The organism is Tahibacter amnicola, from assembly GCF_025398735.1.
GTDB classification, from domain to species: Bacteria; Pseudomonadota; Gammaproteobacteria; order Xanthomonadales; family Rhodanobacteraceae; genus Tahibacter; species Tahibacter amnicola.
In genome coordinates, this window is the sequence record NZ_CP104694.1 from 2674119 (window position 1) to 2699281 (window position 25163).

The following is a 25163-nucleotide window of genomic DNA, read 5'->3' on the forward strand; positions in this document are numbered from 1 at the left end:
AATCCAGGAGTACGCCATGAATTTCCTTCTTCGCCACGCGCTGGTGGCCACCCTGGCCCTGGCTTCGACCGGTGCCGTCGCCGCCGACAAGGTGCTCAACGTCTACCAGACCAACCAGGAGCACAGTAACTGGTGCTGGGCTGCCACGTCGGTCGCCGTGCTGAATTTCTATGGAAAGTATCCCAGCCAGTGCCAGGTCGTGAACTGGGCGCGCGGCATCAACTACGCCTGCGGCAATACCACGTTCAACTGGAACAACACCGCCAATCAGCCTAACAGCATGTACGGCGTGAACGGCAGCATCCAGTCCATTCTCAATGCCTGGACGATCAAGAGCTACGGCTACCAGTTCGCGTTCAATTTCCAGAGCGTGATCAACGAGATCAACGGCAACCATCCTTTCATCATGCGCTACGGCTGGACCAGCGGTGGCGGGCACTTCATCGTCGGCATCGGCTACTGGCAGTACGGCTCGAACTGGATGATGACGATGAATCCGTGGCCGGGTGAAGGCACCGAGTGGATCCTGCACCAGGATGCCGTTGCTGCCGCCGATCACCAATGGACCCACACGCTGAGTACCTGGAAATAAGGAAGACCATCTCGACGCAGAGTAGCGGGCCCTACTCTTCGGGGAGGTAGCGACAGACGGACGCCGCCAGGCATCGCGATAACGTCCGGTCTCTCGCGAATGTGATGAATCCAACGGGGGTCACGCTTCGACCGTCCAGCGCAATGCGTCGGCAGGAAGGCAGCTGGCGACCGTGACTTCGCCGGCGGCCAGTTGTGCTTCGGTGCTTTGCGACAGGCGGGTGACGAGCCGCCGGGGACGTGTCCGTTCCGTACCGTTGATGCCGACCCAGGCGTTGCGGCCGCTCCGCTTGGCGCAGTACAGCGCCAGATCGGCGATGGCGACGATGCGCGTCCAGGAAACCGCGTCGGGCTGACCTGGCAGGAACGGGTATACGGCGTAGCCGATAGAACAGGTCTTGTGAATGGTGTGCTCCGGGCTGATCCGGAAGGGGTGATTGGCCACCAGCGCGCGCAAGCGTTCGGCCACGACCGGTGCGTGGGTGCGATCGACGAAGCGCGCGACGACGAGAAATTCTTCCCCGCCCCAGCGCACGAGGTAGTCCGATTCGCGGAACAACTGGCGCAGCAGCTCGGCCAGCATCGCCAGCAGGCGGTCGCCAGCCTTGTGGCCGTAGCTGTCGTTCACGGATTTGAAGTGGTCGCAGTCGATCAGGAAAAACACCAGGTCGGCGTGATCGGGCGCTTGATGCAGCGGCTTTTCCGCGTCCGCGTACTGGCGTACCGCCAGCGCGAGGTCCTGGTCCAGGTGACCAAGCAGGAAACGCCGGTTTTTCAGCCCGGTCAGTGGGTCGGTGAGGCTGGTTTCCTCCAGCCGTGCGTTGGCTTCACCCAATTGCCGGGTCAGTGCGCGCAACTCTTCGGTGCGCGCGGCAACCTCGGTTTCCAGGTGTCGCTGCGCGCGATGCAGGGCTTCAACCCGCCATCGATACCCCAGGTAGCCGACGCCGACCAGCGCCAACGCAGTGGCCAGTCGGAACCAGCCGGTCATCCAGAACGGCGGAAGGATGGTGATATCCAGCTGTGCTTCCCGCGTACCCCACACACCGTCCTTGTTACTGGCCTTGATACGGAATCGGTAGCGGCCTGGATCAAGGTTTGTGTACGTGGCGCGGCGATTCCGCGCATCGGTGGCGACCCAGTCGCTGTCGTAGCCGTCGAGGCGATAGGCATAACGGTTGCGGCTGGCATCGGCGAAGTGCAGGGCAGAGAACTCCAGCGTGACCGCCGCCTGCTGGTAGGGGAGGTTCAGTGCGGTTGTCTGGTAGATCGGTTCGCGCAGCGGAGACTCCGTGGCATCGCCGCGCGGCTCCTGGGGCCGATTGCCGATGAGCAGTGCGGTAAGGATGGGCTTGGGGGGATGCGGATTGGCGGTGATCTGGTCCGGGTGGAAGATGCTCATTCCCTCGCTGCCGCCAAAGAACATCCGGCCGTCCCGCGTCTGGTAGTGCGACTTGATGTAGTAGCCCGAGGCCAGTGCGCCGTCTTTCGTGCCGTAGTTGGTGAACTGACCGCTGTCGGGATCAAAGCGCGATATGCCCTGTACGGTGCTGATCCACAGCCGGCCGGCGCGATCTTCGAGTACGCCGCCGATGGCTTCCGCGGCCAGGCCGTCGCGACTGGTGTAGGTCTGGAAGGAGAGCTGGTATTCGCCGGCAGGTGTGCGCGAGCGTGCCAGGCCGCCGGCCGTACCCACCCACAGCCAGCCGCGGCTGTCGCGCAAGACGCTGTGTACACGACCGTGGGGAGGGCCTGCGTCGCCCTGCTCGGCGGGATAGGTGCGGAATTGTCCGTTGGCCGGGTCAAAATGCACCAGTCCGTCGCCAGCGGTAGCGAGCCACAAGGTATCGTCGCTGTCCCGATACACCGCGTTGATGCGTTCGGAGCGCGATGCGGCGGCAACGGGATAAGCGAACGATTGCGCCGTACCGGTGACAGGATCGAACCGGTTGAGGCCACCGTCCCAGGTGCCGAGCCATAGCACGCCATCGGCCGCCGGCAGTATGGCGCTGACGTAGCTGTCATTGAGGCTGCCAGCTTTCGCGGCGTCGTGGCGAAAGACGGTGAATCGTCCGCTGCCGGGGTCTAGTCGATTGAGTCCGTCCTTGGTGCCGGCCCAGACGGTGCCGTCGGCGTCGACCGCAACGGCGAGGACGTGACCGTGGCTAAGTCCCGTCTGCGACGACCCGGTGGCCGGGAAATTGTCGACCTGCCCGGATGCCAGGTCGAGCCGGTTCAGTCCGTTGGCTGTTCCGATCCACAACACAGTGCTGCCGTCGCCGGCGATGGCCAGTACGCGTTTGTCGGTCAGCCCGCCTGCAATGCCGTGGCGCGTTCCGAAATGCGCAAAGCGGCTGCTTTCCAGGTCCATGTGATTCGCGCCGCCATGCCAGGTGCCGACCCACAGGGTGCCGCTGCGATCCTGGAACAGGGAGGACACGCGCGAGTCGCCCAGGCTGTGCGGATTCGCCGGGTCGTGGCGGTACCGTCGGATGGTTCCGGCGACGGTGTCGTAGCGCGCCAGACCGCCGGCAAAGCTGCCGATCCACAGGACGCCTGTTCGGTCGACGTAGAGGCTGCGGATATCCCGGTCACCCAGCTCGGAGCGGATGGCCAGGTCCGCGGCCTCGCCGACGCGGCTGCCCGCTTCAAAACGGAAAAGGCCATGGGTGGTGCCTACCCATAGCGCGCCGGACGGTGATCGCGCCAGGGCGTTGACTTCGGGCGTCCCCGGCAGGAGCAAGGGCTGGATGTGCGATGTCCCGGCATTGCGGTGAAAAAGGCCTGCGCCGGTACCGATCCAGAGATTTTCCGTATCACCCAGCAGGGCGTTGATGCGCTGCGCCGGGGGCGCTTCGGCGGGAATCCGCAACACGGCAATAGCATCGTCGCGAACCTGATTGAGGCCATTCATCGTTCCGACCCAGAGCGTGCCCTTCATATCGCCCCAGATGGCCAGCACGATGTTGTCACTCAGGCCGCCAGGCGTGCCCGGGTGGTGCCGGAATGCGGTGAAGCGCTCGCTCGCATCGTCGTAGCGGTTCAATCCGCCGTCGCGTGTGCCGACCCACAGGCGCCCGCGGGTGTCCTCGAACATCGCCGTGACCCAGTTGTCGGCGAGCGATCCCGGGTCATGCGCCTTCTGGTTGAACACGCGCAGGGAATAGCCGTCGTAGCGATTGAGGCCAAACTGCGTTCCGAACCAGAGAAAACCGTGGCGGTCCTGCAGGATGCACGACACGCTGGCCTGGGACAGCCCTTCTTCGACGGAGAGCCGCCCAAAGGCGTCGGAAGCGTCGATGGCCGCGCGCGCAGTGATCGCGGCCACGCAAATGCCACCCACCAACAGGCTGCGGACCCAGCGACGTGCAACGCCGTGGACCATGCGCCGTCCCCCTGTGCGGCGGCGGCACCGATCGCCCGGAGGCGCCGTGCCGACAGGTCAGAGCCTAGCTCAACGGCCGCAGGGTGTCAGCGCAGATGGGCGTGGCCTGCCAGAAATTTCATTTATTTACGGTCGTGCCGCACCGGGAGGGGCGCATTTGCTATGCCTGGTTGCCGCCAAGCAGCGATTGCGACCGCTCTGGCAGGCGCCGGATTGTTTACATGAGGCATCTTGTATCCGCGTTTACTGCGTGCGGAAATCGAACGGGAAAGTGTGGTGCGAACGCTGCGGGAAAAAATGGAAATATGAAACAATGAGCGTTGTTTGGGCGTCTGGGAAGCCCGCACGCCTGCGCAAAGGCCTGTGGTGGCGTCCGGAGGTAACAGTGGTTCGGAACGGGGTCAATGGCATGCACCTGCCGTTGCTCGACCAAAAGAGGGCGTCCGGCGGTCGACTGTGTTTTTGTGTCAAGGATGTGCATTTGCGTTTGCAGGCGACAGGGTGATTTGTTAATACGCGCACCAGCCGAACGCACCGGGGGGGTCGGCGTGCGGCTCGGAATCACTCGTTGCGCGGTCAGCTCTTTGGCGATCGCATCTATTTACAGGGGAAAGAAGTCATGTGGCGAATTGCGGTTGCTGTCCTGGTGCTGATCGGTGCGGTCGGCATCATGACCCGGAAGAAGGACGTCTCGGCGGATGCCACGGAGCAACAGGCGCAGTACAAGTATGCGGAGGCTCGCATCGCCATCTCGGCGAACGGCCGCGAGATGGAAATGGTGGCAGTGGGCGAAGGTCCTACGGATGCCGAATGCACCGGCAAGCAGGGTACGAACGTGATCAAGGGCATCTGCGCCGGGCGTGGTCCCAGCTGCAAGGTGGTCTCGTTCGATTGCACGAACACGCTTGAACAACGCTACGTCAACATGCTCGCACGCAAGCCGATGAACGTGCCGTACACGCACATCGTCGTCCCGGCGAACGGCCGCGAGAACAACGCGGCGATCGTCGGCTGGGGACTGACGGCTGACGAATCGCTGATGCTGTGCCGCGGCATGGGGCAGATGTCGAGCGGTCAGCTCAAGGCATCCTGCATCACCAGCGGCGGTTGATGTCATCGCGTCCGCGGGGTCGGCCGTCGACCCCGCGGGGTTCAACTGCCGCGCCGGCCAGCTGAAGCGATGTACCGGACATGGCGGCGGGCTCCTCAACCGGCCCCGTTGCGCAGGCCACGCGTCGCGACGGGCGCCAGCTCCTTCCCAGCGCGCGGGCAGCCCTCTGCATTGCCTTGATCGCCAGGCGGCTCGGAGTTTTCCGGATCGTGGGTGTCCTGGTCCGGTCTCCGATGCCGTGCCGTCTCGCCCGCTACCCGGTTCCCCCCGGGGTCTTGGACCTTCCGGAACCGTTCCTTCCCTATTGCCCGGGAACAACATCCCGGTCGGATTGACGGCCGTAGGGCTCGGAATTTTCCGGATCGTGGTTGTCCTGATTCGGTACGGTTGTCCCCGGGTCCCCCGGGGTCTTGGACCTTCCGGAACCGTTCCTTCCGTATTGCCCGGGAACAACATCCCGGTCGGATTGACGGCCATAGGGCTCGGAATTTTCCGAATCGTGGTTGTCCTGGTCCGGTCGCGAATCGTGGTTGTCCTGATCCGGTACGGTTGTCCCCGGTTCCCCCGGGTCTTGGACCTTCCGGAACCGTTCCTTCCGTATTGCCCGGGAACAACATCCCCGGTCGGATTGACGGCCGTAGGGCTCGGAATTTTCCGGATCGTGGTTGTCCTGGTCCGGTCTCCGATCCGGTGCGCGTCTGGCCCCCTACCGAATTGACGGCCGTCGGGCTGGGAATATTCCGAACAGTGGTTGTCCTGATATAGAGATCCGCTCACTTTCGTCAGTCAAACCAAGGCGTTGCGAATCGTAAGGTTTCCGTAAGGCAAGACGGGCGGGGGACGGGCAGGGTGCGGCTGTCCCCGTTCCGGTCTGCCGCATCGCGTCCTTGAGGATCCGGTTGTCGCGGGTGGGGATATCCGAATGACCCTCGCGCTTCGACCCAAGGAGACTGTCATGGCCGCCACCCAACTTGCCGCCACCCCTGTCGCTCTTCGCAAACCCACGCCCGCCACCCTGCGGCCGCGCCGCAAGGTCCAGATCGCCCCTGGCATGCACGTGACCCTGAAGCCGGATTTCGCCGGCGAGGTTCTGCCCGTCACCCGCCTGGGCCGGGTTGCACAGGCTCTGGTGGAACAGACGGTCGTCTCGACCATCAGCGTCGCCGCCGTCACCAGCTACGTCTATGCGTTGACCCAGGCGGCAGCGCCGCAGGTCACCTTCACCGACCTGCCGCCGGGCATGAACAATTCGCAGCTGGCGCCGCTGCAAGCGGCCTATGACCAGTTCCTGACCCAGTTCGCCGTCTTCCAGGGCCAGGCGGCGACCTGGATCAATACCCAGCAGGGCTCCGGCACGCCCAGCATCTTCTCCCAGCTGGTATCGATTCCGACGACGCTGTCGACGATCAACGCCACGGTGAGCTCGAATTTCACGTTGCTCAATTCGCTGACACCGGGATCGCCCACCTACAACCAGTTGCTGACCCAGCAGGAAAACCTCATCGGCGCCGAGAAGCCGGCGATCACTGCGCTGGTGGCGGCGGTCCAGACGCTGGGCACGAACCTGGATTCCGGTTCCAGCCAGCTGATCGCCTCCACGCAGACGGGCGTCCTGGCGCAGATGCTCGCGGCGTACGCGGCCGACATCGCCACGCTGACCAACGACATCAATAACTGCAACAACCAGATCAGTGCAGACAACGCCAAGATTGTCGGTGAGGGCGTTGGCGCTGCCACCTCCATCACGGTCGGATTGGTGGGACTGGCCAACATCTGGAATCCGATCGGCTGGTTCCTCCTGATCGGCGGCGCGATTGGCGCCTATTTCGCCATCGCCGAGATCGAGGTGCTCAAAGGCCAGATCGCGCAGCTCAAGGGCCAGATCAATACCGACATCGCCTTCCAGACGACGGATGAGCAAGCCGCGATGACGATGTCTGCGTTCTGCACCCAGCTGCAGGGCTTCGCTGCGATGAATACGGCGGCGCAGCAGGAACTGGCGACACTGGAAGCCTTGTATAGCACGCTCGCCGACGACATCACGCTGGCGTTGACGGACCTGTCCTCGGGCGACCTGTCCGACGCGCAGAACGAGTGGAACACGATCCTGCAGGCGAGCGCGGTGTTGAGCGGGCTGACGGCCTACATCTGGCCGAGCTTTGCCGAGCTTTCCAGTCCGTCGAGCTTTGCCGCGATCGGTAATGACGTCTACTACATCGCCACGTCCGGCGAGATGTATCACTACACCGGCAGTAGCGGAAGCTGGACGGACATGGGCGTCACCGCGCTCAGCTGTGCCGGACAGGGGACGACCCTCGTCGCGATCGACGGTGCGCCGCTCGATGGTTCGGTGACGACCAGCAATCCGACGGCATCGACCTATTTCGTCAAGAGCTACGACCTGTCCGCCCATTCCTGGACCACGATTTCCACATTCCCCGCAGCGGCGATCGCGGTCGGGAACGGCGGCGTCGTGTACGCGATCAACCAGACGGTCAGTGACCGGATGGTCTACCAGTACAGCGGCTCAGGCTCAGTATGGAATGCGCTGCCGCAATTGCCGGGCCCGGACGCCGCGCAGCAGATCGCCGTGGCCGGTGGCGTGCTGTTTGCGCTCTCCACCAACGGTCAGCTCGTGTACCAGTACAACCCGTCGAGCAGCAGCTGGACACAGGTGTTCGCGCAGACCTGCGCATCGATCACGGCCAACGGCAACCAGCTGGGCATCCTGGGCACCAACGGGTATGCGTACCTGTACAACCCGACCATCAGCCAGCCCCCGGTCAACTACGGCGCGGGTGTGACGCAGATCGCCCAGCTGTCGACGGGCAATGAATATCGCACCGCCGCGGACCTTTCCCTGTGGTACGGCGATTTCAGCGTCAACCCGCCGGCCTACACCAGCGTGGCCAACAATGTCACCGGCGTCTATGCCAGCGACACGAACCTGGTCTATTACGCCGACAACCTGGGCAATCTGTTCCTGATCCCCTCTCCGGGCACTGTGCTGCCGATTCCGGCCATCCCCAGCTGATACGTCGCGTCATCCTCCGGATCGGGGCAGCCTGCCGGCTGCCCCGCCTGTCACCTCGATTCGGGAGCGAATCATGAATCTTGTCACTACACCACGCCGCACACCGCGTCACGCTGTCGCGAGCCACCTGCCTGCACCATTGCCGGTGATCGATATCGGCAACAACCTGATCGTCTGCTGTGGCTACCTGGCGGCGGTTGAATCCGCGTCGCTGCCAAGCCTCATCACCGGCGACCCCCAGTACAGCGGCCTGGCAACTGCCTACGCGGACTGGCAGACCTCGGCCTGGGAACAGTTCTTTGTCGGCCTGCTCAACGCCGGTGTCATGGCGCAGGCCGAGGAAGTCAGCAACCTGGTTTCCGCGGGGGTCACCGAGCAATCGGCATTCCAGTCCCTGTTCACACCGGCCGGGTCATCCGTACCGACGGTGATTTCGCTCTGCGACGACATGGCCTCCCAGGTACTGGCCGGCGAAACCTACGTGCAGCAGCTGACCAGCATCGTGCAGAACATCCAGGGCGCGGACGAGGCCAAGCTGGCGCAATTGAACGGCCTGGTGAATCAGCTCAATGCCCAGTTTGATGCGCTGGAAGAGCAGTTGACGGAGAAGGCGCTGGACAACAGCAAGGAGGCGGTGGTCACCGTCATCAAGGTCGGAATCGCGGTGGCCACCGAAGAGGATCCGGTGGAGCCGATCATCGACGGCATCGCACAGATTGCGGAGGACATCGTCGAAGAGCTCGTCCTCACCCGGGAAATTCAGCAGACCTTGCTGGCGCTGGAGGCGGCGTGGACTGAGCTTGACGAAGTGACGTTGCAGGTCGCGCAACTCAATCTGATCCTGCAGCGGCTCAATCTCGTCGTCAGCGACTCGTCGGACACCTTGAATGCGCTCAATGGTCTGGTCAATGATTGGCAGGTCATCGTTGACACCGTCAACGGCTCACCATCCCACTGGAACGATGCCGGACTGCCGCGCCTGACGGAATGGGCCTCCCGTCTGTTGCGGATCTCTTTCCCGTCGCCGGTTACGCAGATCATCCAGAGCAGTTGATCGATCGCGAGTGCATGCACGGCGCCGCCCGCATCCGCCGGCGGCGCTGTGACGGGGACGGCATCCGCCATGCCGACACGATCACGCTTGTCCAGAACATTCCGCGTAGCGGGTTGACACGTTTTCCGGCGCTATCCACCATCGATGCACTCAGGATTTCAAGGTGGACGCCAGCGCGTGGAAACGCCCGTACTCATCGCCAGGAACTCGCGCTGGAAGAATGCCGGCTACCTGTTGCTGTGTACCGTCTTCGTCGCCGTCGGGGCTGCGATCATCATTCGGGGCTCGCGCCCGGAGGTATGGATCGGCTGGTTGACGGTGGCATTTTTCGGCATAGGGCTGCCGCTGTTCTCCTGGCAGATTCTCGATCCAAGGCCGCGCATCGTGATCGACGAACGCGGTATTTTCGACCGCAAGCTCCGCGTCGGCTGCATTCCCTGGAGCGAAATTTCCGGCGCCTATCGCCAGGCTGTCTTCGGGCAGGAGTTTATTTGTCTGCATTTACGTAATGTGGATGAATGGATGCAGCGTCTCCCGGCGACCAGTCGACGCGTCGCGCTGGCGAACCTGCGAATGGGTTTCCAGGTGCTGAACGTCAACCTGTCTGGCACCACGCTTGACCCCGGCGTAGTGCTGGAGCGCATTGCGCAGCACATTGCTCGCCAGGGCGGTGATACGGATCGCTGACGCGTCGACGGCGGGGAGCGCTTACCGCGGACGGCGGCGTAGCCCCGCGGTCGCCGTGGCAAGCCATTCTATTGGCGCCAGGGGGCGCGTAGACTCCTCTCCGTTGCCGCCCGCTCGGCGGGCCAGGGGGAGTACGGCAGGCGGGTGCCAGGATGGGCACGCGCTTGTCACTCGGCGTGTTCGCTTGTCGAGTCCGTGATCGTTTCGTTCGGTCGTGCCCCTTGCGTCAACGCACCGTCGCTACCCATCGCGGAGTCGTCCATGAAAGCCTATCTCATTCGCGCAGCTGCCTCTGTGTTTGCAATTGTTTGCACTGCAGTCGGTGGTCCCGCCGGTGCGACACTCATTACGGTCAATACCAACATCGACCCGGGCCTGGCCGGCGTGTGTTCCCTCCGCTCCGCCATCCAGGCTGCCAATACGAACATGGCAGTGCACGGTTGCCCCGCAGGCCAGGGCAGCCCGAACGTCGATACCATCCAGTTCGCGATCACGCCCGTCGACCAGACGGTGAAGACGATCCAGCCGCAGTCGGAACTGCCCACGATCACCGACCGCGTCGTCATCGACGGCTACGGTAATGGCGGTGTCATCGGTTCGTCGCCCAACACCCTGGCGAGTGCAACCAACGCCGTCATCAAGGTGATGATCGACGGCACCAATACACCTTCCTCCGGCGGCATGAATCCCGTCTATCCGGTGGGTCTGAAGTTCTCGTCGACGGCGGGTGGCAGCACCGTGAAGGGCATCGCCATGGGCGGCTTCAGCGGCGGCGGCATCTGGCTGGACGGCTCGAGCAACAACATCATCACGGGCAACTTCCTCGGCACGACGACGACGGGCCTCGCCGCAAGGCCCATGAGTTCCCAGGGCTACCACGGCGGCGTACATATCCTTGCCGACAGTGCGGGCAAGGTGGCCAACAATAATCGCGTGGGCGGCACCGCACCGGCGGACCGGAACCTGATTTCCGCCGCGGGCATCGGTGTGAAGATCGAGGCCTACAACGGCGGCAGCATCAATACCGTCGAGGTGTACGGCAACCTGCTGGGGCCCAACAAGAACGGAACGGCAAACCTCACCGGGACGATCGGCAGCTTCGGCGCCGGCGTGATCGTGGCCGGTGCCAGCAACGTCACCATCGGATCGACCACGGGCGCCAGCGCCAATGCGTGTACCGGCGGCTGCAACCTGTTTGCCGGCACCTACGGTGGCGTGACGATGTACGGGCAGGTGCCGGTCACCAACCTGCTGGTCCAATCCAATTTCATGGGCGTGAACGTCACGGGCACGGCGGCATTTCCGCTGCCGCAGGGGCTCAACAACAACGGTTCCGGCGTGACGATCTCGGGCATCGATACCGGTCCGATCCAGATTGGCGGCACCAATCCGCTGCAGCGGAATGTGATCGGCGGCTACGTGGGGCCGGGTGTCGACATCCAGAACTACAACCATGTCGCCACCATCCAGGTGCAGGGCAATTTCATCGGCACGGATGCCACGGGCATGGCACCGATCCCGAACCAGGTCGGTGTCAACGTGCAGAACACGACGGGCGTCCTGATCGGCGGGACGGCGCAGAACGCGGGCAACGTGATTTCCGGCAACAACTACACGGGTGTGTGGCTGCAAGGCGGCACGCAGACGTTCGTGCAGGGCAACAAGATCGGCACTGGCGTGGACGGTGCGACCGACGTCGGCAACGGCCGTGACGGCATCCAGATCCAGAACACCGGCTTCGTGCCGCCGGACAAGAACGTCATCGGCGCGGCAGCAGGAAGCGTACTGGGCGGCAACGTGATTGCCTACAACGGCGCCGACCTGACTTCCCCCAGCGCGGGTGTCGCCGTGCAATCCGGGCAGGGCAACCGCATCTCGCGCAACAGCTTTTTCTCCAATACCGGTTCTTCCACGGGCCTGGCCATCGACCTGTACGACGCAAACGGTATCGGGCCGAGTGTCAATGACCTCTGCGACCTGGACGGTAACGACAGCTTCACCGCCAACCACACCACCAACTATCCGAGCAATGTCACCTACACGACGAATGGCGGCATCACGAAAGTCTCAGGCGTGATGCGCGGTGCTGCCAATACCACGTATACGCTGGAGTTCTACGTCAACACTGCCGGTGACGCGAGCGGCTTCGGCGAGGGACAAACCTTCATCGGCTCCACGTCCCTCACGACCGGGTCGCCGCCCAATTGCTCGGCCTCGTTCAACGTGACGACATCACTGGTCCAGCCTGGCCTGTTCGTCACTGCCCTGGCGATCGATGAAACGCCCGGCCCGCGCCAGGGGGATACCTCGGAATTCAGTGGTCCGTTTGACCTGGTCTTCCGGAACGGGTTCGACGCTCTGTAATACACCACGCCGCGCTTTTCCCGCACTCGCGGGAGAAGCGCGGCAGCATTCACGCAATGTCGGTGGCAGGACGGTACAGGCGGAATGCCTCGCGCACCTGTTCGCGCAACAGATCATCCTCCCAGGGCTTGGTGAGGAACTTGAATACGGCGCCGCGATTGACCGAGTCGGTAACGACGCCCAGGTCCGCATAGCCGGAGAGGATGATGCGCACCGTGTCGGGATACAGCTGCCTGACCACGTGCAGAAATTCGGTGCCGGACATGTTCGGCATGCGTTGGTCCGAAATGATCACCTGCACGGCGTTGGTCGCCAGGAGTTCCAGCCCTTCCTTTCCGCCTTCGGCAGTCAGTACGCGATAGCCGTCGCGCCGAAGGATCCGCACCAGTGCCGAACGCACGCCCTGTTCGTCGTCGACGACGAGCAGGGTCCGGGTGGCGTCGCTCGATGACGTGGGGCAATCCAGGCGCTTGCGCTGGCGGATGAAGCCTTCAAGGACGTCCTGGGCAACGCCCGGACTGAAGTAGTGGCCCTGAAGCTGGTCGCAGCGTTGGTGCCTCAGATAGTTGAGCTGGCCTTCCGTCTCGACGCCTTCCGCGACGACCTTCAGCCCCATCCGGTGCGACATGGCAATCACGGCGTTGGCAATCGCGGCGTCCTCGGCATTGCAGGTGATGTCGGTGATGAACATGCGATCGATCTTCACCGTATCGAACGGAAAATGCTTCAAATGCCCGAGCGACGAATAGCCCGTACCGAAGTCATCCAGTGCCAGGGTGCAGCCAAGCTGTTTTACATGACGAAGGATCTCGGCCCCCTGGTTCGGGTTGGCCATCACGGCCGACTCGGTAAGTTCCAGCTCCAGCCAGCGTCCTTCGATGCGGGCATTCTGCAGCGCAGCGCAGATGGTGTCGAACAGGGTCTCCTGCGAGAGCTGGTGCGATGACAGGTTGACGGAGATTGGCACAATGTCCAGCGCCGTTGCCTGCCAGGCGGCCAGCTGCGCACACACGGCGTTGATGATCCACTCGCCGATCCGGGTGATCAGGCCCGTCTCCTCCGCGACCGGAATGAAGCGCCCCGGGCCGATAAGTCCCTCCACCGGATGCCGCCAGCGGATGAGTGCCTCAGCGCCGACGATCGCACCGCTAGTCAAATCCACCCTGGGTTGGTAATGAATGATGAATTGCCGCTCTTCCAGTGCGACACGAAGTTCCTCCTCCAGCAGCCGGCGTTCCTGCATGCGTGTCTGGAGTTCGCGGGAGTAGTAGGCATGCGGCTCGCCAGCGGTCTTTGCCTGCTTGAGCGCGCTGTCAGCATTCTTGAAAAGGGCCTCGGCGTCCTCGTTGTCCGTGGGAAACAGCGCAATTCCCAGCTGCACGGCGACCGTCAGTGGCTTTTCCTCCCAGGTGTAGGGTTCGTGCATCGCGTGGCTGATGGTGTTGCGAAGCTCTACCCCGTGCGCTTCGTCACGGATGAAGTCGGCGAACGCGAACGTGTCGGCACTGACTCGCGCCGTCAGGACATGATTCGGCAAGCGCTGTTCCAGTCGCTTGCCAACGGCCCGCAACAGCGCGTCGCCGGCGGCCCGGCCGTAGGTTTCGTTGAACTGCGTGAAATGCATAATGTCCGCCAGCACGACGGCGATGCCGAGGCATTCGACGCTGGCTGTCACGCACATCTGCTGCAGGCGATCGTGAAAGGTCCGGACGTTGGGTAGCCCGGTCAGGACGTCGTTGAAGGCCAGGTAGCTCAGGCGTTCGGATTTCGCCGCCATCTCCAGCGCGAATGACAGGTCAGCTGTCATCCAGTCCAGCAATGCGACCTCCTCCTGGTCGAACAGGCCGGCGGTGCGCGAAAGCAGGACCAGGAAACTGTCGACTTTCCCTTCCACGAACAGCGGGAAGGTCGCGCCGGCGTGGAAGCCCTGCTGCAGGAGTGCATCGCGCGTGAGACCGGGAGGAAGGTCGGTGGCGAAGGCGTTGAAGATGCGCGGTGCGGGGCGAGGGTCGCCCAGTTTGAAGGGGAGTGCGCGAGCACCGATATCGTGACTGATCGTGTGGAGGACAGCCTGGATCTGGTCGCGATCGCCGCCGCAGTAGGTCAACAGGCGAATGCTCGCCAGGTCGCGATCCACGTCCACCACCCAGGCTTGCGCGAACACGCTTTCCGTGACGGCAATTCGGCAGGCTTCCTGGAATAGTTCGTGCCGGTCGCGCAGACGGATCATCGCCGAGCTGATGCTGCCGGTAACCGCGCGGATGCGATGAAGCCGGGAGATCTTGCGCTCCTGCTCGCGCCGCTCGGTGATATCGTCGGCAATGCCCGCAATCCGCACCACCGTTCCTGCTTCGTCGGTGATCGGAAAACCGCGCGCATGAATCCAGCGGAGGGCGCCGTCGTCACGGCGAATGCGGTACTCCATGTCGAAACGGCCGTCGGCGTCGCGCTGGGCCTTGCCACGCCGGATGGCGGTGTCGTCGTCGGAGATCGAGAGGTCCGCCCACGCCTCGGGGTTCTCGTAAAGACTCTGGCAGCTGCGTCCCCAGATGGCTTCGTAGGCAGGGCTGACGTAGTACACGGCGCGGTTGTTCGCATCCGTCAGGAAAAACACGGTGTCGATTTTCCGCCAGTTGCCGGAAGCGCATTTCGCTTTCGCGCAGGCGGTGTTCGGTCTGCCGGCGCTCCAGTACCTCCTGGTGCAGTGCGGCGGCGTGCCGCTGCACCTCTTCGCACAACGCCAGGTTGCCGTATGTCTGCGCGATCTGCGCACTGAGCGTGGTGGCAAACTCCTCGTCTTCGGCGTCGAAGGGCTGGCCGGTATCCTTGTCGGCGAAGTACACCAGCCCCCGGACGCCGGGGGCGGTCTCGGTACGCACCACAAGAACGCTCGACACCAGCGGATGCTCCGTCGGAAACGACGTCGGCACCTGCGGGCTATCGAAAGCCAGGCGCACAGTGACCGTCGGTGACGACGGGTCGGCCACCTGCCGTCAACGGGTGACAGCGTGCCCAGGTCGGGACGCTCGGCGTCGGTGGGGCCCACCGACGACCAGTGTCGCGGTTCCGCATCGCCGTCCTGGAAGACGATGCCGACGTAGCGCACGTGCACGATCTCCTGCGCGGCGCGACAGAATGTGTCCAGCAAGGCCTGCCGGTCCCGCTCGGCGGACAGGGCGAGGCCGAGTTCCAGCGTGGCGGCCAGGCGCAGGCTCGTCGCATTGGCGGGTGGCTGCAGGGCGGGTTCCGTCGCCTCCGGCGTGTTCGCGGCGGGAGCGGGAACGCGCAACGGCTTGCGCGGCTTCTCCAAGCCCGCCAGCCGAAAGCGACGACTTTCCCTGGCTGGCTCTTCCACGTCGCGTGCGGGCGAGCCGGGGACGGACATCCGCTGTTCGGCCAGCACGCGGGTCACCGCATCGAGTATGGCTTGCGGCTCCGACGGCTTGGGCAGCACGACGGAAACGCCGCAGGACTGGGCCAGGGTCCTCGCTTCGTGGACGCGGTAGGTGGCCGTGTAGAAGATGATCGGGATATCCGAAGTTGCCGGATCTGCGCGCAACTCCCGGGTCATCTCCAGGCCGTCCAGCAGGGGCATCATGACGTCGGAAATAATGAGCATGGGGCGCTTGTGCCGGACTGCTTCCAGCGCGGCGCGGCCATCCGCCGCTTCGCGCACGGAATGGCCGGCATAGCCGAGAAGAGCGGTGAGGAATTCTCGATTGATCGACCGGTCATCGACGACAAGGATGTCGCTCACGGCTATCACCGTTTTTTTGAAAGGCAGAGGGAAATCTCATCGATGAGCGCCTGCGGCTCGATGGGCCGCACGAGGAAGCGTGCAATACCCAGCCGGCTGGCTGTTGCACGGTCCGCGTCGTTCCATGTGGACGAACTGAGCACGATGACGGGCAAGTCGCCCATCGCCGGGATCGCCTTGATCGCCTTTGCGAGCATGAATCCATCGACCGACGGCATGTGCAGGTCCGAGATCACCAGGTCAGGCCGGATGTCTTGCGCCGTGCGCATCGCTTCCTCGGCCGTGACGGCGGTGTGCACCTGGAATCCGAAGGGTTCAAGGATGTCGCGCATGAGGTCGCGGTTGGCGGGCGTGTCGTCCACGACCAGGATGGTGCCCCGCGGGGATATCTGTAACCCGGGATCTTCGGCCGGCTCGCTCTCGACGGAGACAGGCGACAGGATTCTCGACGGCCCGAGGAAGGATTCCAGGTCTGCTACGAAGCGTTCCGGATCGATCGGCTTGGTGATGTAGCTGTCGAATCCCGCGCTGAGCACGCGGGCGCGATCGCCGACCATGGCCAGCGCCGTCACGGCCACCAGGGGAATGAGGCTGGTAGCGGGGTCCGACTTGAGCGCCTGAGCCACCGTATAGCCGTCACCGTCGGGAAGATGAATGTCACATACCACCAGGTCGGGCTGCATCTCGCGCGCCATGACGATGCCGGCTCGTCCACTGCCGACCGACCGGGTCTCATGTCCGAATGCCTCGAGCAGATAGGTCATCAGCTCAAGGTTGTCAGCGTTGTCTTCAATGATCAGGACGCGGGCCATGGTGTCACTCCAGGGGCAGGGTCAGCACGAAGGTGCTGCCGTAGCCGGTCCGGCTTTCGAAGCTGATTCGCCCGCCCAGGAGGCCGGCAAGCTTCTGTGACAGGTGTAATCCCAGTCCTGTCCCCTGCCGGGGCGCTGGCGCGGAGACATCGAATTGCCGGAACGCCTGGAACAGGTTGACCTGGTCTTCGGGTTTGATCCCCGTGCCCGTATCGCGCACGCCGATCGTCACCTCATCCGTGTTCCAGGACAGCTGGATACTGACGCGGCCGGGAGCTTCGGTGAACTTGATCGCATTGCTCGTCAGGTTGATGAGGATCTGGCTCAATGCCCTGCGATCGGTCGGCAAGAAGTGATTGGCTGCCGGCAGCTCCAGCTGGAATGCAAGCCCCTTCTCCTCTGCCATGGGACGCAGCATGGTGGCGACTTCCTCGACCACGGAAATCAGTCCCGTCGGCTCCCGGCGCAACTCGATTTTTCCCGATTCGATCTTGGCCAGGTCCAGCAGGTCATTGATGAGTGAAAGCAGGTGTCGTGCGTTGTTCCGGACTGTGGTGAGCTGCTTTCGCTGGACGGGATTGAGGGGGCCCGGCAGGCCCATCAGCAACGTGCCGGTAAAGCCGATGACTGCATTGAGGGGCGTGCGCAGCTCATGCGACATGCTGGCGAGGAAGCGGTCCTTGGCCTCGGCGGCAATCTGCAGTTCTATATTCTTCTCGCTGAGAATGTTCTCGATGCGCTTGCGCTCGCTGATGTCGCGGATGGCGCTGGACACCAGGATTCCTTCCGCAGTCTCCAGCGGACTCAGGCTGATCTCGACGGGGAACTCGGAGCCGTCCTTGCGCAGTCCGTACAGCTCCAGACCGACGCCCATGGCCCTGGGGCGTGGCTGGGCGAAGAAGTCCATCCGGTGGGATGGGTGGCGCCGCCGATAGCGTGCCGGAACCAGCATTTCGACGGCCTGACCGAGCAGCTCGTCGCGCGGATAGCCGAACAGTCGTTCGGCCTGCGAATTGACCAGGACGATATGGCCGCCGCGGTCGACGATGACCATTGCATCCGGTGCCGATTCGAGCAATCCGCGGAACTTGCTTTCGGCGCGCTTCCGGTCGCTGATATCGCGGACGGCGCTGAGAACCAGCATGCCTTCTTCTGTCGTGATCGGGCTGAGACTGACCTCGACCGGAAACTCCGTACCGTCCTTGCGTACACCGAACAAGTCCAGGTCGGCTCCCATGGAGCGTGTACGCGGCTGGCGAAAATACTGGGAACGATGGCCGACATGCGGCATGCGCAGGCGCTGCGGAAGCAGGACTTCGACGGGCTGGCCGCACAGCTCGCCGTGCGCGTAGCCGAACATGTGTTCCGCCTGGCGATTAGCCACCACGATCAGTCCTGCGGGATTGGCCAGGACGATGCCATCGGGCATCGATTCCAGGAACGCGCCGAAGCGCGCCTCGACCAGCTTGGCGTCGCGCAGCGTCTTGAGCGGCGTCACATTCTTCTTGCTGCACAATATGTAGCTGCTACCGTCGACGCTCGACACCAGGCGGCTGGAGACATCGACGTTGATCAGCGCGCCGTCCTTGCACATGCGCACGGACTCATAGGTGCCGACGCCGAGTTCCAGCACGCGCGCCAGCATGCGTCTTTCCTCGCCCGCAAGCGGCGGAGGAACGGTCACCTCGCTCAGGAGCCGGCCTTCCGCTTCATGACGGGAAAAGCCGAACATGCGTTCTGCCCCCGTTGACCAGCGAACGATCCGCCCGTCCGGCGACATCACTACCAAGGCGTCGGGGTTCTCCTCCCGTAGCAGTCGATCCAGGTCCGGATCGTGCACGTCCATCATGGGCCTCCCTTGGAGAGCTGGCCGCTGGCCACTCCATCTCCGGAAAACCACTCATCGTTTCGCAGCCGCGGTACGACAGGGTCGACGCGATAGCTACGAGGGGCCAACACCTGCACCGAGTGGCCGGATCACCGATGGGGCATCGGATGTCGGCCGAGGACGCGGCTGGACTGGCCGCGAATCCCTGACGCTAGGATAGCGCAATCTCCGCTGGCAGTCCGTGCGCCGGTCGTCACGGCGCACCGGTGCTGCAGTAGACTGGGCAGGGACACATTGTGGAATTCGGCCGGCGCCGCTCGGCCGTTCCTGGAAAGGGGAGGCGGAACCCGTCCGCGTCGGGAGCCTGGGGATGAAGGCGAGAATGCATCGTTCGGCATCGTTGCTCGAGCGGGCAAGCCGAGTCGCAAGGCTGGCGGGCCTGGTGATTGCGGCTGTCGGCATCTCGTCGCTGCTGGCGTGGTTCGCTGGCTCGCTGTTGCCGAGTCCGCTCGGCGAGGCACTGCGTGCAATTCGCCCTGGTGCGGCGCTGTGCGTGCTACTTGCGGGAACGGCGCTGGTGCTGCATGTGAGGTCGCTGCAGCGGCAGTGGGAAACGGTATGCGTTGCAATGCTGCTGGCCATCGTCGTGGCGACGGCTGTTACGTACGTCGTGGCTGAGCCCGACATCGATCAATGGCTTGCCCTGGAAAAGGCGGGTGGCCAGCGACCCTTGCGCATGGGCCTTGCTTCTACCTTTTGCTTCGCGCTCATCGGCATCGCTCTCGCGCTCAGCGACGTCAGTTGGCGCGGATTCCGGCCGGCCCAGTGGTGCTGTCTGCTGTGCCTGTGGTTCTCGATCGTGGCCTTGACTGGCATGGCATTCGGCGCGGCGGGTCCGCGCACGATACCGGTAATGGCCAATGTGACAGCGCTGGCGGCGCTCAGCTGGGGCGTTCTGTCGATCGGCATACTGTTGAGCCGGCCGCAGGTCGGCATCATGCGGTTGCTGACCAGCGATACCTCTTCCGGGTACATCCTGCGACGGTTGTTGCCGGCCATGGTGCTCATTGCCATCGTGGTCGAAAGTCTGTCAGTTGCGCTGACATACAGTGGCGTGATCTCCAATGAATTTGGCAAGTCGCTCAGTGTCGCGGTCAACATCACGTACCTGTGCGTGCTGGTGTGGTGGGTCGTTGCACCCCAGGCCCGCCTTGAACTGGCCCAGCGGCAGACCACCGCGGCGCTTGCCGACAGCGAGGAAAACCTTGCTATCACCTTGGACAGCATTGGCGATGCGGTCATCGCCACCGGCCCGTCGGGAATAATCCAGCGCATGAATCCCGTAGCCGAGCGACTGACGGGGTGGGCACGCGAGGAAGGGGTGGGACGGCCACTGGGCGAGGTTCTCCGCCTGGTCGACGAACGCACGGGCGATGTGCTCGAAAGCCCCGTGGCGCGCGTGCTCCGCGAGGCACATCCGGTAGAGCTCGGACGGGCGGTCCTGCTGTTGCCGCGCCACGGCGATCCTATTCCGATATCCGACAGTGGCGCACCGATTCGCTCCGGGACGAATGAGGTGCGCGGCGTGGTGCTGGTATTCAGGGACCGGACAGACGAGCACCGCGCGGAGCTGGAAATCCGCAAGCTGGCGGAAATAGTGGACTATTCCACCGACGCCATTATCCGTAAAGATGCATCGGGTACGATAACGCATTGGAACCGCGGCGCGGTTAGCCTGTTTGGTTATTCCGCGGCGGAGGCGGTCGGCCAGTCGATTGACCTGTTGCTGCCAGTTGGGGCGGCTGAGGAACGCTCCCGGATCATGGCCAGGCGCATGGCCAATTCGCGCATGGAGCCGTTCGAGACCGTCCGGCGTCACAAGGATGGGCACGAGGTGGCGGTCTCCGTCGCGATTTCCCCCATCGATGACGGTTACGGGAATGTCGTGGGATCTTCGATGATCGCGCGGGACATTTCCGAGCGGCAGCGTGCGGCGGAATTGCGCGAGCGTACCTATCGCCTGGAAATGGAAAACGCGCGGGTCGAGGAGTCGAACCGCCTCAAGAGCGAGTTCCTGGCCAACATGTCGCACGAGTTGCGTACGCCACTCAATGCCATCATCGGGTTCACCGGAACACTGCTGATGAGACTGCCTGGCCCTCTCACCGGCGGCCAGGAGAAACAGCTGACGACGATCCAGCAGAGCGCGCGTCACCTGCTGTCGCTGATCAACGACCTGCTGGACCTGGCGAAGATCGAAGCGGGGAAGATCGACCTGCATCCGGAGCTGATCGACTGCCGAAACATCATCGACGACGTCATGGCGTCGCTGCGGCCGGAGATCGTACGAAAGGGATTGTCCATGACAGTCAACCTGCCCGAGCTGGACGCATGGGTCACCGCAGACCGGCGCGCTGCGACCCAGATCCTCCTCAATCTGGCGGGTAATGCGGTCAAGTTTACCGAACGCGGCGGCGTCACCATCAGCGTGGAACAGACGCAGAGCAGTGGGCAGGTGCGGACATCCATCGCCGTTCAGGATACAGGGCCGGGCATCGAGCGCGGCGATCTTCCCAAGTTGTTCGTTGCCTATGGACAGCTCGATTCGTCCTCGACGCGACGCCACGAAGGGACGGGCCTGGGGCTTCGTCTCAGCCAGAAGCTGGCGGAACTGATGGGCGGCACCATCTGGGTCGAAAGCGTTGTAGGTCAAGGCAGCTGCTTTCGCTTCGAGTGGCGCCACGAAGCGTGCATGGGCAGTGGCATCGGCGATGTCGGCAGCACACTTTGACTCTTTTCGGAATTGCGCCATGCGAAGCAGTGTCGCGCCCATCGTGGATTTGGAGCTGCAGTGTGCGAGGGGGGCACCATGACCTACTTCTTGCCCTCGCATCTGCATCGGATCGGCCAGCTGCGGAGCGTTCTGACCTTGGGTGTTGGCATCGGTGCTATCGCCGGTTGGACGTTGGATGTGCATTGGTTGGTGGGGGAGCAGCTGTCGGCCGACCGGATCCGAATCCAGTCGGCGATAGCGTTGACGCTGTACGGAATGGTCCTGGTGGGCCGGGACTGGCTGTCGCGCACGCGGCAATCGTTCGGTATCGCGCTGGCTGGTGCGCTGCTGGTAGCTTTGGCTGGAAGTAACCTGAGTTACTACGTGGCGGAACTGTCTGCGCCGCCGACGGGACTGCACCCGGCGCTGACACAAATCCACCTGGAACGGATGACGCCGGCCACGGCGCTCGGCTACTTCCTGCTGGGGGCTGCCCTGTGGATCGACTGGATGCGCAATGAGCGCATCTGGTCCGCGTCCGCCGCCATAGGGCTCGCCGTCGCGGCAATGGGCAGCTTGTCGCGGCTGGGGCGTCTGAGTAGCAGCTACGCCGGCATCGTTGTCTGGTCGTACACGGGAATTACTCTTCTGACCGCAGTGGGGTTCGTGACAGGAGGAATGTCGCAATACCTGTGGGCCACCCGGCGGGCGCGGGCACGCTGGGTGCTGAGTCGCCGGGCGTCGGCGGCGTTCGGCATCGCCATCGCATTGCTGCTGACGGTCACTGGTTGGGCCTACTCCTCCATGGCCAGAATGGTCGACACCACCAACCAGGTCAACCAGACCCGGGAAGTGATTGCGCAGATCCACGCGTTGGAGACGGATGTGGCCGTGCTGGAGAGCGCTCAGCGCAGGGTGCAGGCGGATGCCGGTCAATCCACGCGTGACCGGTGGACTGACGCGGTTGCGGCCGTGAGCAGGGATGCCAGGGTGCTGCAGACGCTGCTGGCAACGAATCCCGCTCAGCATGAGCGGGTCAGTCAGCTGCTGGCCGGCGTTTCCGAGCGCGTCGCGGTCGGGCGGCAGGTCCTTGGCGCGAACGGACACACCGATGCGGACCGCTTGGCGGAGGTTTCCAACCGGGACATCGTCATTGGCGACCGCATCGCCGTGCTGTTCAAGCAACTGCGCCAGCAGGAAGATCAACTGCTGGACGGCCGGCTGGCGTCGTCCCAGGCGGCATCGCAGGAAACGTTCCTGCTGTTGCCGCTGGGTGTCCTCGTGAGCCTCGCCATCCTCATGATCACGCTCTTTGCACTCAATGACGGTGCGGACGAGCGGCAACGAGTGCAGAACGCGCTCGCCGAACGCGAAGATCTTTTCAGCAAGGCATTCCGGCTCAGTCCCGACTGCATGCTCATCGTGCGACTGGCGGATCGGACGGTCGTCAAAGCCAGCGAATCGGCCTGCAAGCTGTGGAATACCACGGAGGAGGAAGTGGTCGGGAAGCCGACCAGTGCCTTCTGCCAGTGGGATGACCCGGAACAACGGGAGGCCTTCATGGACGCCCTGCGGCAACGCGGTGAGTCACTCAACCAGGAAGTCTTGCTCCATTTGCACGATGGAAGGGAATTGACGTTTGCCATTTCAGCGCGGCTGGCCATGTTCGGTGGCGAGCCCAGCATCTTGAGCGTGATGCACGACATCACCGACCGGAAGCGCGACGAGATGGCTCTGCGGCGTAGCGAGATGCGCTATCGCGGAACGCTCGACTGCATGCTCGAAGGTTGTCAGATTATCGACCGGGACTGGCGTTACGCCTATCTGAACGATGCGGCGGCGGCGCACGGACGCCAGCCGAAGGAGGCGCTGCTGGGTCGAAAGCTCACGGACTGCTTTCCGGGCATCGAGGCGACGCCCCTGTTCGCCATCATGAGCCGCTGCATGGAAGAGCGCGTTGGCGTGGTGCTGGAGAACGAGTATACGTTTCCAGACGGCGTGCGCGTGTGGTACGAACTGGGCATTCAGCCTGCGCCGGAAGGTATTTTCATCCTGTCGCTGGATATCTCGGCGCGCAAGGCGGCGGAGAAGATCCTCCATGATACCAATCGCGAACTGGAACGGCTGGTGACGGAGCGCACCTGCGAGCTGCAGAAGGCGAAGGAGCAGGCCGAGTCAAGCGACCGGCTGAAGTCGGAGTTTCTGGCGACGATGAGCCATGAATTGCGTACGCCGCTCAACGCGATCATCGGTTTCACCGGTACCCTGCTCATGAAATTGCCGGGGCCCCTGACCACGACGCAGGAAAAACAGCTGGTAACCGTGCAGGCCAGTGCGCGTCACCTGCTGTCCCTCATCAACGATATCCTGGATGTTGCCAAGATCGAATCGGGGAAAGTGAAGTTGGTACTTGAACCACTGGCCTGTCAGCCCCTCATCGATAGTGTCGTGGCAGCCCTTGGCGCCAGTGCCGCCGCCAAGGAAATCGGTCTGCACGTCGTCGTGCCCGCAACGCCGGTCATCGTCAATGCCGACCGACGTGCGCTCGAACAGATTCTGATCAACCTGGTGAGCAATGCCATCAAGTTCACCGAGCAGGGGGCCGTCTCTGTCGCGCTGGAATTGTCCGACTGTGCGATCCTTCTACGCGTCATAGACTCGGGCATCGGCATCGCACCGGAGGACCAGGTGCGCTTGTTCCGGTCGTTCGTGCAGATCAGTGACGGCGCACCGGGCCGCGCCGAAGGAACCGGACTCGGACTGTACCTTTCGCAAGCGCTGGCCCGGTTGATGGAAGGGCAGATTGCCGTGACCAGCGAGGCAGGGAAAGGCAGCACGTTCACCCTGCAATTGCCGCGCCCCTGAGGGGCCTTTCTCCTGGAGAATTCGCGATGCCTGTGCGGAAAGTCCGTCTCCTCTCTGCGCGTCTGACGGGTCGCAGCCTCGTCGGCATGGCGCTCCAGCAATGGGACAGCGACGAAAGCTGGTACGCGATCCATGAGCTGCGCGCGCGCGGCTGTGCCACCATGGTGGATCGATGCCTGCGTCTGTCTCGCAGCCGAAATTGGCGCAAGCGTGCACTGGCCGTCGACGTGCTGTGCCAACTCGCAATACCCCGCACATCGCGCGGCGGAGGATTTGCGCCCGGCGAACCGTTTGGTGTCGAACAGGCGCACCATGTGCTGCTGCATGCATTGGACGACCCGCATGCGGCCGTCGTGCTGGCAGCCATCTACGAGTGCGGCCACCGTCGCTTCGCTGCCGCCCAGCGACGTCTGCTGGAATTCGTTGCGCATCCGTCGCCCGACGTGCGCCACGCCGTGGCTTTTGCGCTGGCGCCTGGGAGTGATGAGACGCCGGAGAGTGACGCGGCGATCGCCGCACTGCTGCAGCTGATGCAGGATCGCGACGAGGATGTCCGCGACTGGGCAACGTTTAAGATTGGCGAGCAGTCGACCCGCGACACGCCGGCCATCCGCGAAGCGCTGTGGCGAAATACGTCGGATCCCCATGTCGACGTGCGCGGCGAGGCCATGGTTGGCCTGGCGCGGCGGCGCGACCACCGGTTGTTTTCGCTATTGCCTCGCCTGCTCGAGGATGACCAGTGGCGCGGGTGGGTGCACAACATCACGGAGGATTTCGCCGACGACGGCCTGTGGCAGGCCTTGGTCAGTTTCGCCGCCTCGTTTCAGGGATCCGTAGCGGCGCGAGCCGTCCTCGACAGGATGGTGGCAGAGGCGGAATCGCTCAGGAATGCCCCCCACTGA

At 63.6% G+C, this 25163-nt stretch carries 13 protein-coding genes; 9 read left to right on the plus strand and 4 right to left on the minus strand.

Annotated features, from left to right (window positions below; genetic code table 11):
* Nucleotides 1-16: 16 nt before the first annotated feature.
* A complete protein-coding gene (locus N4264_RS11345; protein WP_261697147.1) occupies nucleotides 17-592 on the plus strand; it encodes a C39 family peptidase in 576 nt (191 codons plus the stop codon).
* A 120-nt stretch (nucleotides 593-712) separates the two neighbouring features.
* Here the strand turns inward: N4264_RS11345 and N4264_RS11350 are convergent, their stop codons facing one another.
* Nucleotides 713-3976 (minus strand): ligand-binding sensor domain-containing diguanylate cyclase, encoded by a 3264-nt coding sequence (locus N4264_RS11350; protein WP_261697148.1) that lies wholly within the window; start codon nucleotides 3974-3976, stop codon nucleotides 713-715.
* Nucleotides 3977-4544: 568 nt separating this feature from the next.
* Here N4264_RS11350 and N4264_RS11355 point away from each other — a divergent pair.
* The 5 genes from N4264_RS11355 (at nucleotide 4545) to N4264_RS11375 (ending at nucleotide 12226) form a co-directional block, all read left to right on the plus strand.
* A complete protein-coding gene (locus N4264_RS11355) occupies nucleotides 4545-5087 on the plus strand; it encodes a hypothetical protein (protein ID WP_261697149.1) in 543 nt (180 codons plus the stop codon).
* Nucleotides 5088-6042: 955 nt separating this feature from the next.
* The gene (locus N4264_RS11360; RefSeq protein WP_261697150.1) at nucleotides 6043-8121 is read left to right on the plus strand and encodes a hypothetical protein; all 2079 of its coding nucleotides are present in this window, start codon (nucleotides 6043-6045) and stop codon (nucleotides 8119-8121) included.
* Between the two features lie 73 nt (nucleotides 8122-8194).
* Nucleotides 8195-9175, plus strand: coding sequence for a hypothetical protein (locus tag N4264_RS11365; RefSeq protein ID WP_261697151.1), 981 nt, complete (start codon nucleotides 8195-8197; stop codon nucleotides 9173-9175).
* A gap of 177 nt (nucleotides 9176-9352) precedes the next feature.
* Nucleotides 9353-9862, plus strand: coding sequence for an STM3941 family protein (locus N4264_RS11370; protein WP_261697152.1), 510 nt, complete (start codon nucleotides 9353-9355; stop codon nucleotides 9860-9862).
* A 261-nt stretch (nucleotides 9863-10123) separates the two neighbouring features.
* Nucleotides 10124-12226 carry a beta strand repeat-containing protein gene (locus tag N4264_RS11375; protein WP_261697153.1) on the plus strand — a complete coding sequence of 701 codons (2103 nt, stop codon included), beginning with the start codon at nucleotides 10124-10126 and terminating at the stop codon, nucleotides 12224-12226.
* 49 nt (nucleotides 12227-12275) lie between these two features.
* Here the strand turns inward: N4264_RS11375 and N4264_RS11380 are convergent, their stop codons facing one another.
* The 3 genes from N4264_RS11380 to N4264_RS11390 are packed head-to-tail and all read right to left on the minus strand — an operon-like array spanning nucleotide 12276 to nucleotide 18644.
* Nucleotides 12276-15983 (minus strand): EAL domain-containing protein, encoded by a 3708-nt coding sequence (locus N4264_RS11380; RefSeq protein ID WP_261697154.1) that lies wholly within the window; start codon nucleotides 15981-15983, stop codon nucleotides 12276-12278.
* Nucleotides 15984-15988: 5 nt separating this feature from the next.
* The gene (locus N4264_RS11385; RefSeq protein ID WP_261697155.1) at nucleotides 15989-16795 is read right to left on the minus strand and encodes a response regulator; all 807 of its coding nucleotides are present in this window, start codon (nucleotides 16793-16795) and stop codon (nucleotides 15989-15991) included.
* A 4-nt stretch (nucleotides 16796-16799) separates the two neighbouring features.
* Nucleotides 16800-18644 carry a PAS domain S-box protein gene (locus tag N4264_RS11390; RefSeq protein ID WP_261697156.1) on the minus strand — a complete coding sequence of 615 codons (1845 nt, stop codon included), beginning with the start codon at nucleotides 18642-18644 and terminating at the stop codon, nucleotides 16800-16802.
* 361 nt (nucleotides 18645-19005) lie between these two features.
* On the opposite strand from N4264_RS11390, the gene N4264_RS11395 reads away from it, so the two are divergent.
* The 3 genes from N4264_RS11395 (at nucleotide 19006) to N4264_RS11405 (ending at nucleotide 25163) form a co-directional block, all read left to right on the plus strand.
* The gene (locus N4264_RS11395) at nucleotides 19006-21414 is read left to right on the plus strand and encodes a PAS domain S-box protein (protein ID WP_261697157.1); all 2409 of its coding nucleotides are present in this window, start codon (nucleotides 19006-19008) and stop codon (nucleotides 21412-21414) included.
* Between the two features lie 78 nt (nucleotides 21415-21492).
* Nucleotides 21493-24261, plus strand: a complete 2769-nt coding sequence (locus N4264_RS11400; protein ID WP_261697158.1) for an ATP-binding protein — start codon at nucleotides 21493-21495, stop codon at nucleotides 24259-24261.
* A 26-nt stretch (nucleotides 24262-24287) separates the two neighbouring features.
* Nucleotides 24288-25163 carry a HEAT repeat domain-containing protein gene (locus N4264_RS11405; RefSeq protein ID WP_261697159.1) on the plus strand — a complete coding sequence of 292 codons (876 nt, stop codon included), beginning with the start codon at nucleotides 24288-24290 and terminating at the stop codon, nucleotides 25161-25163.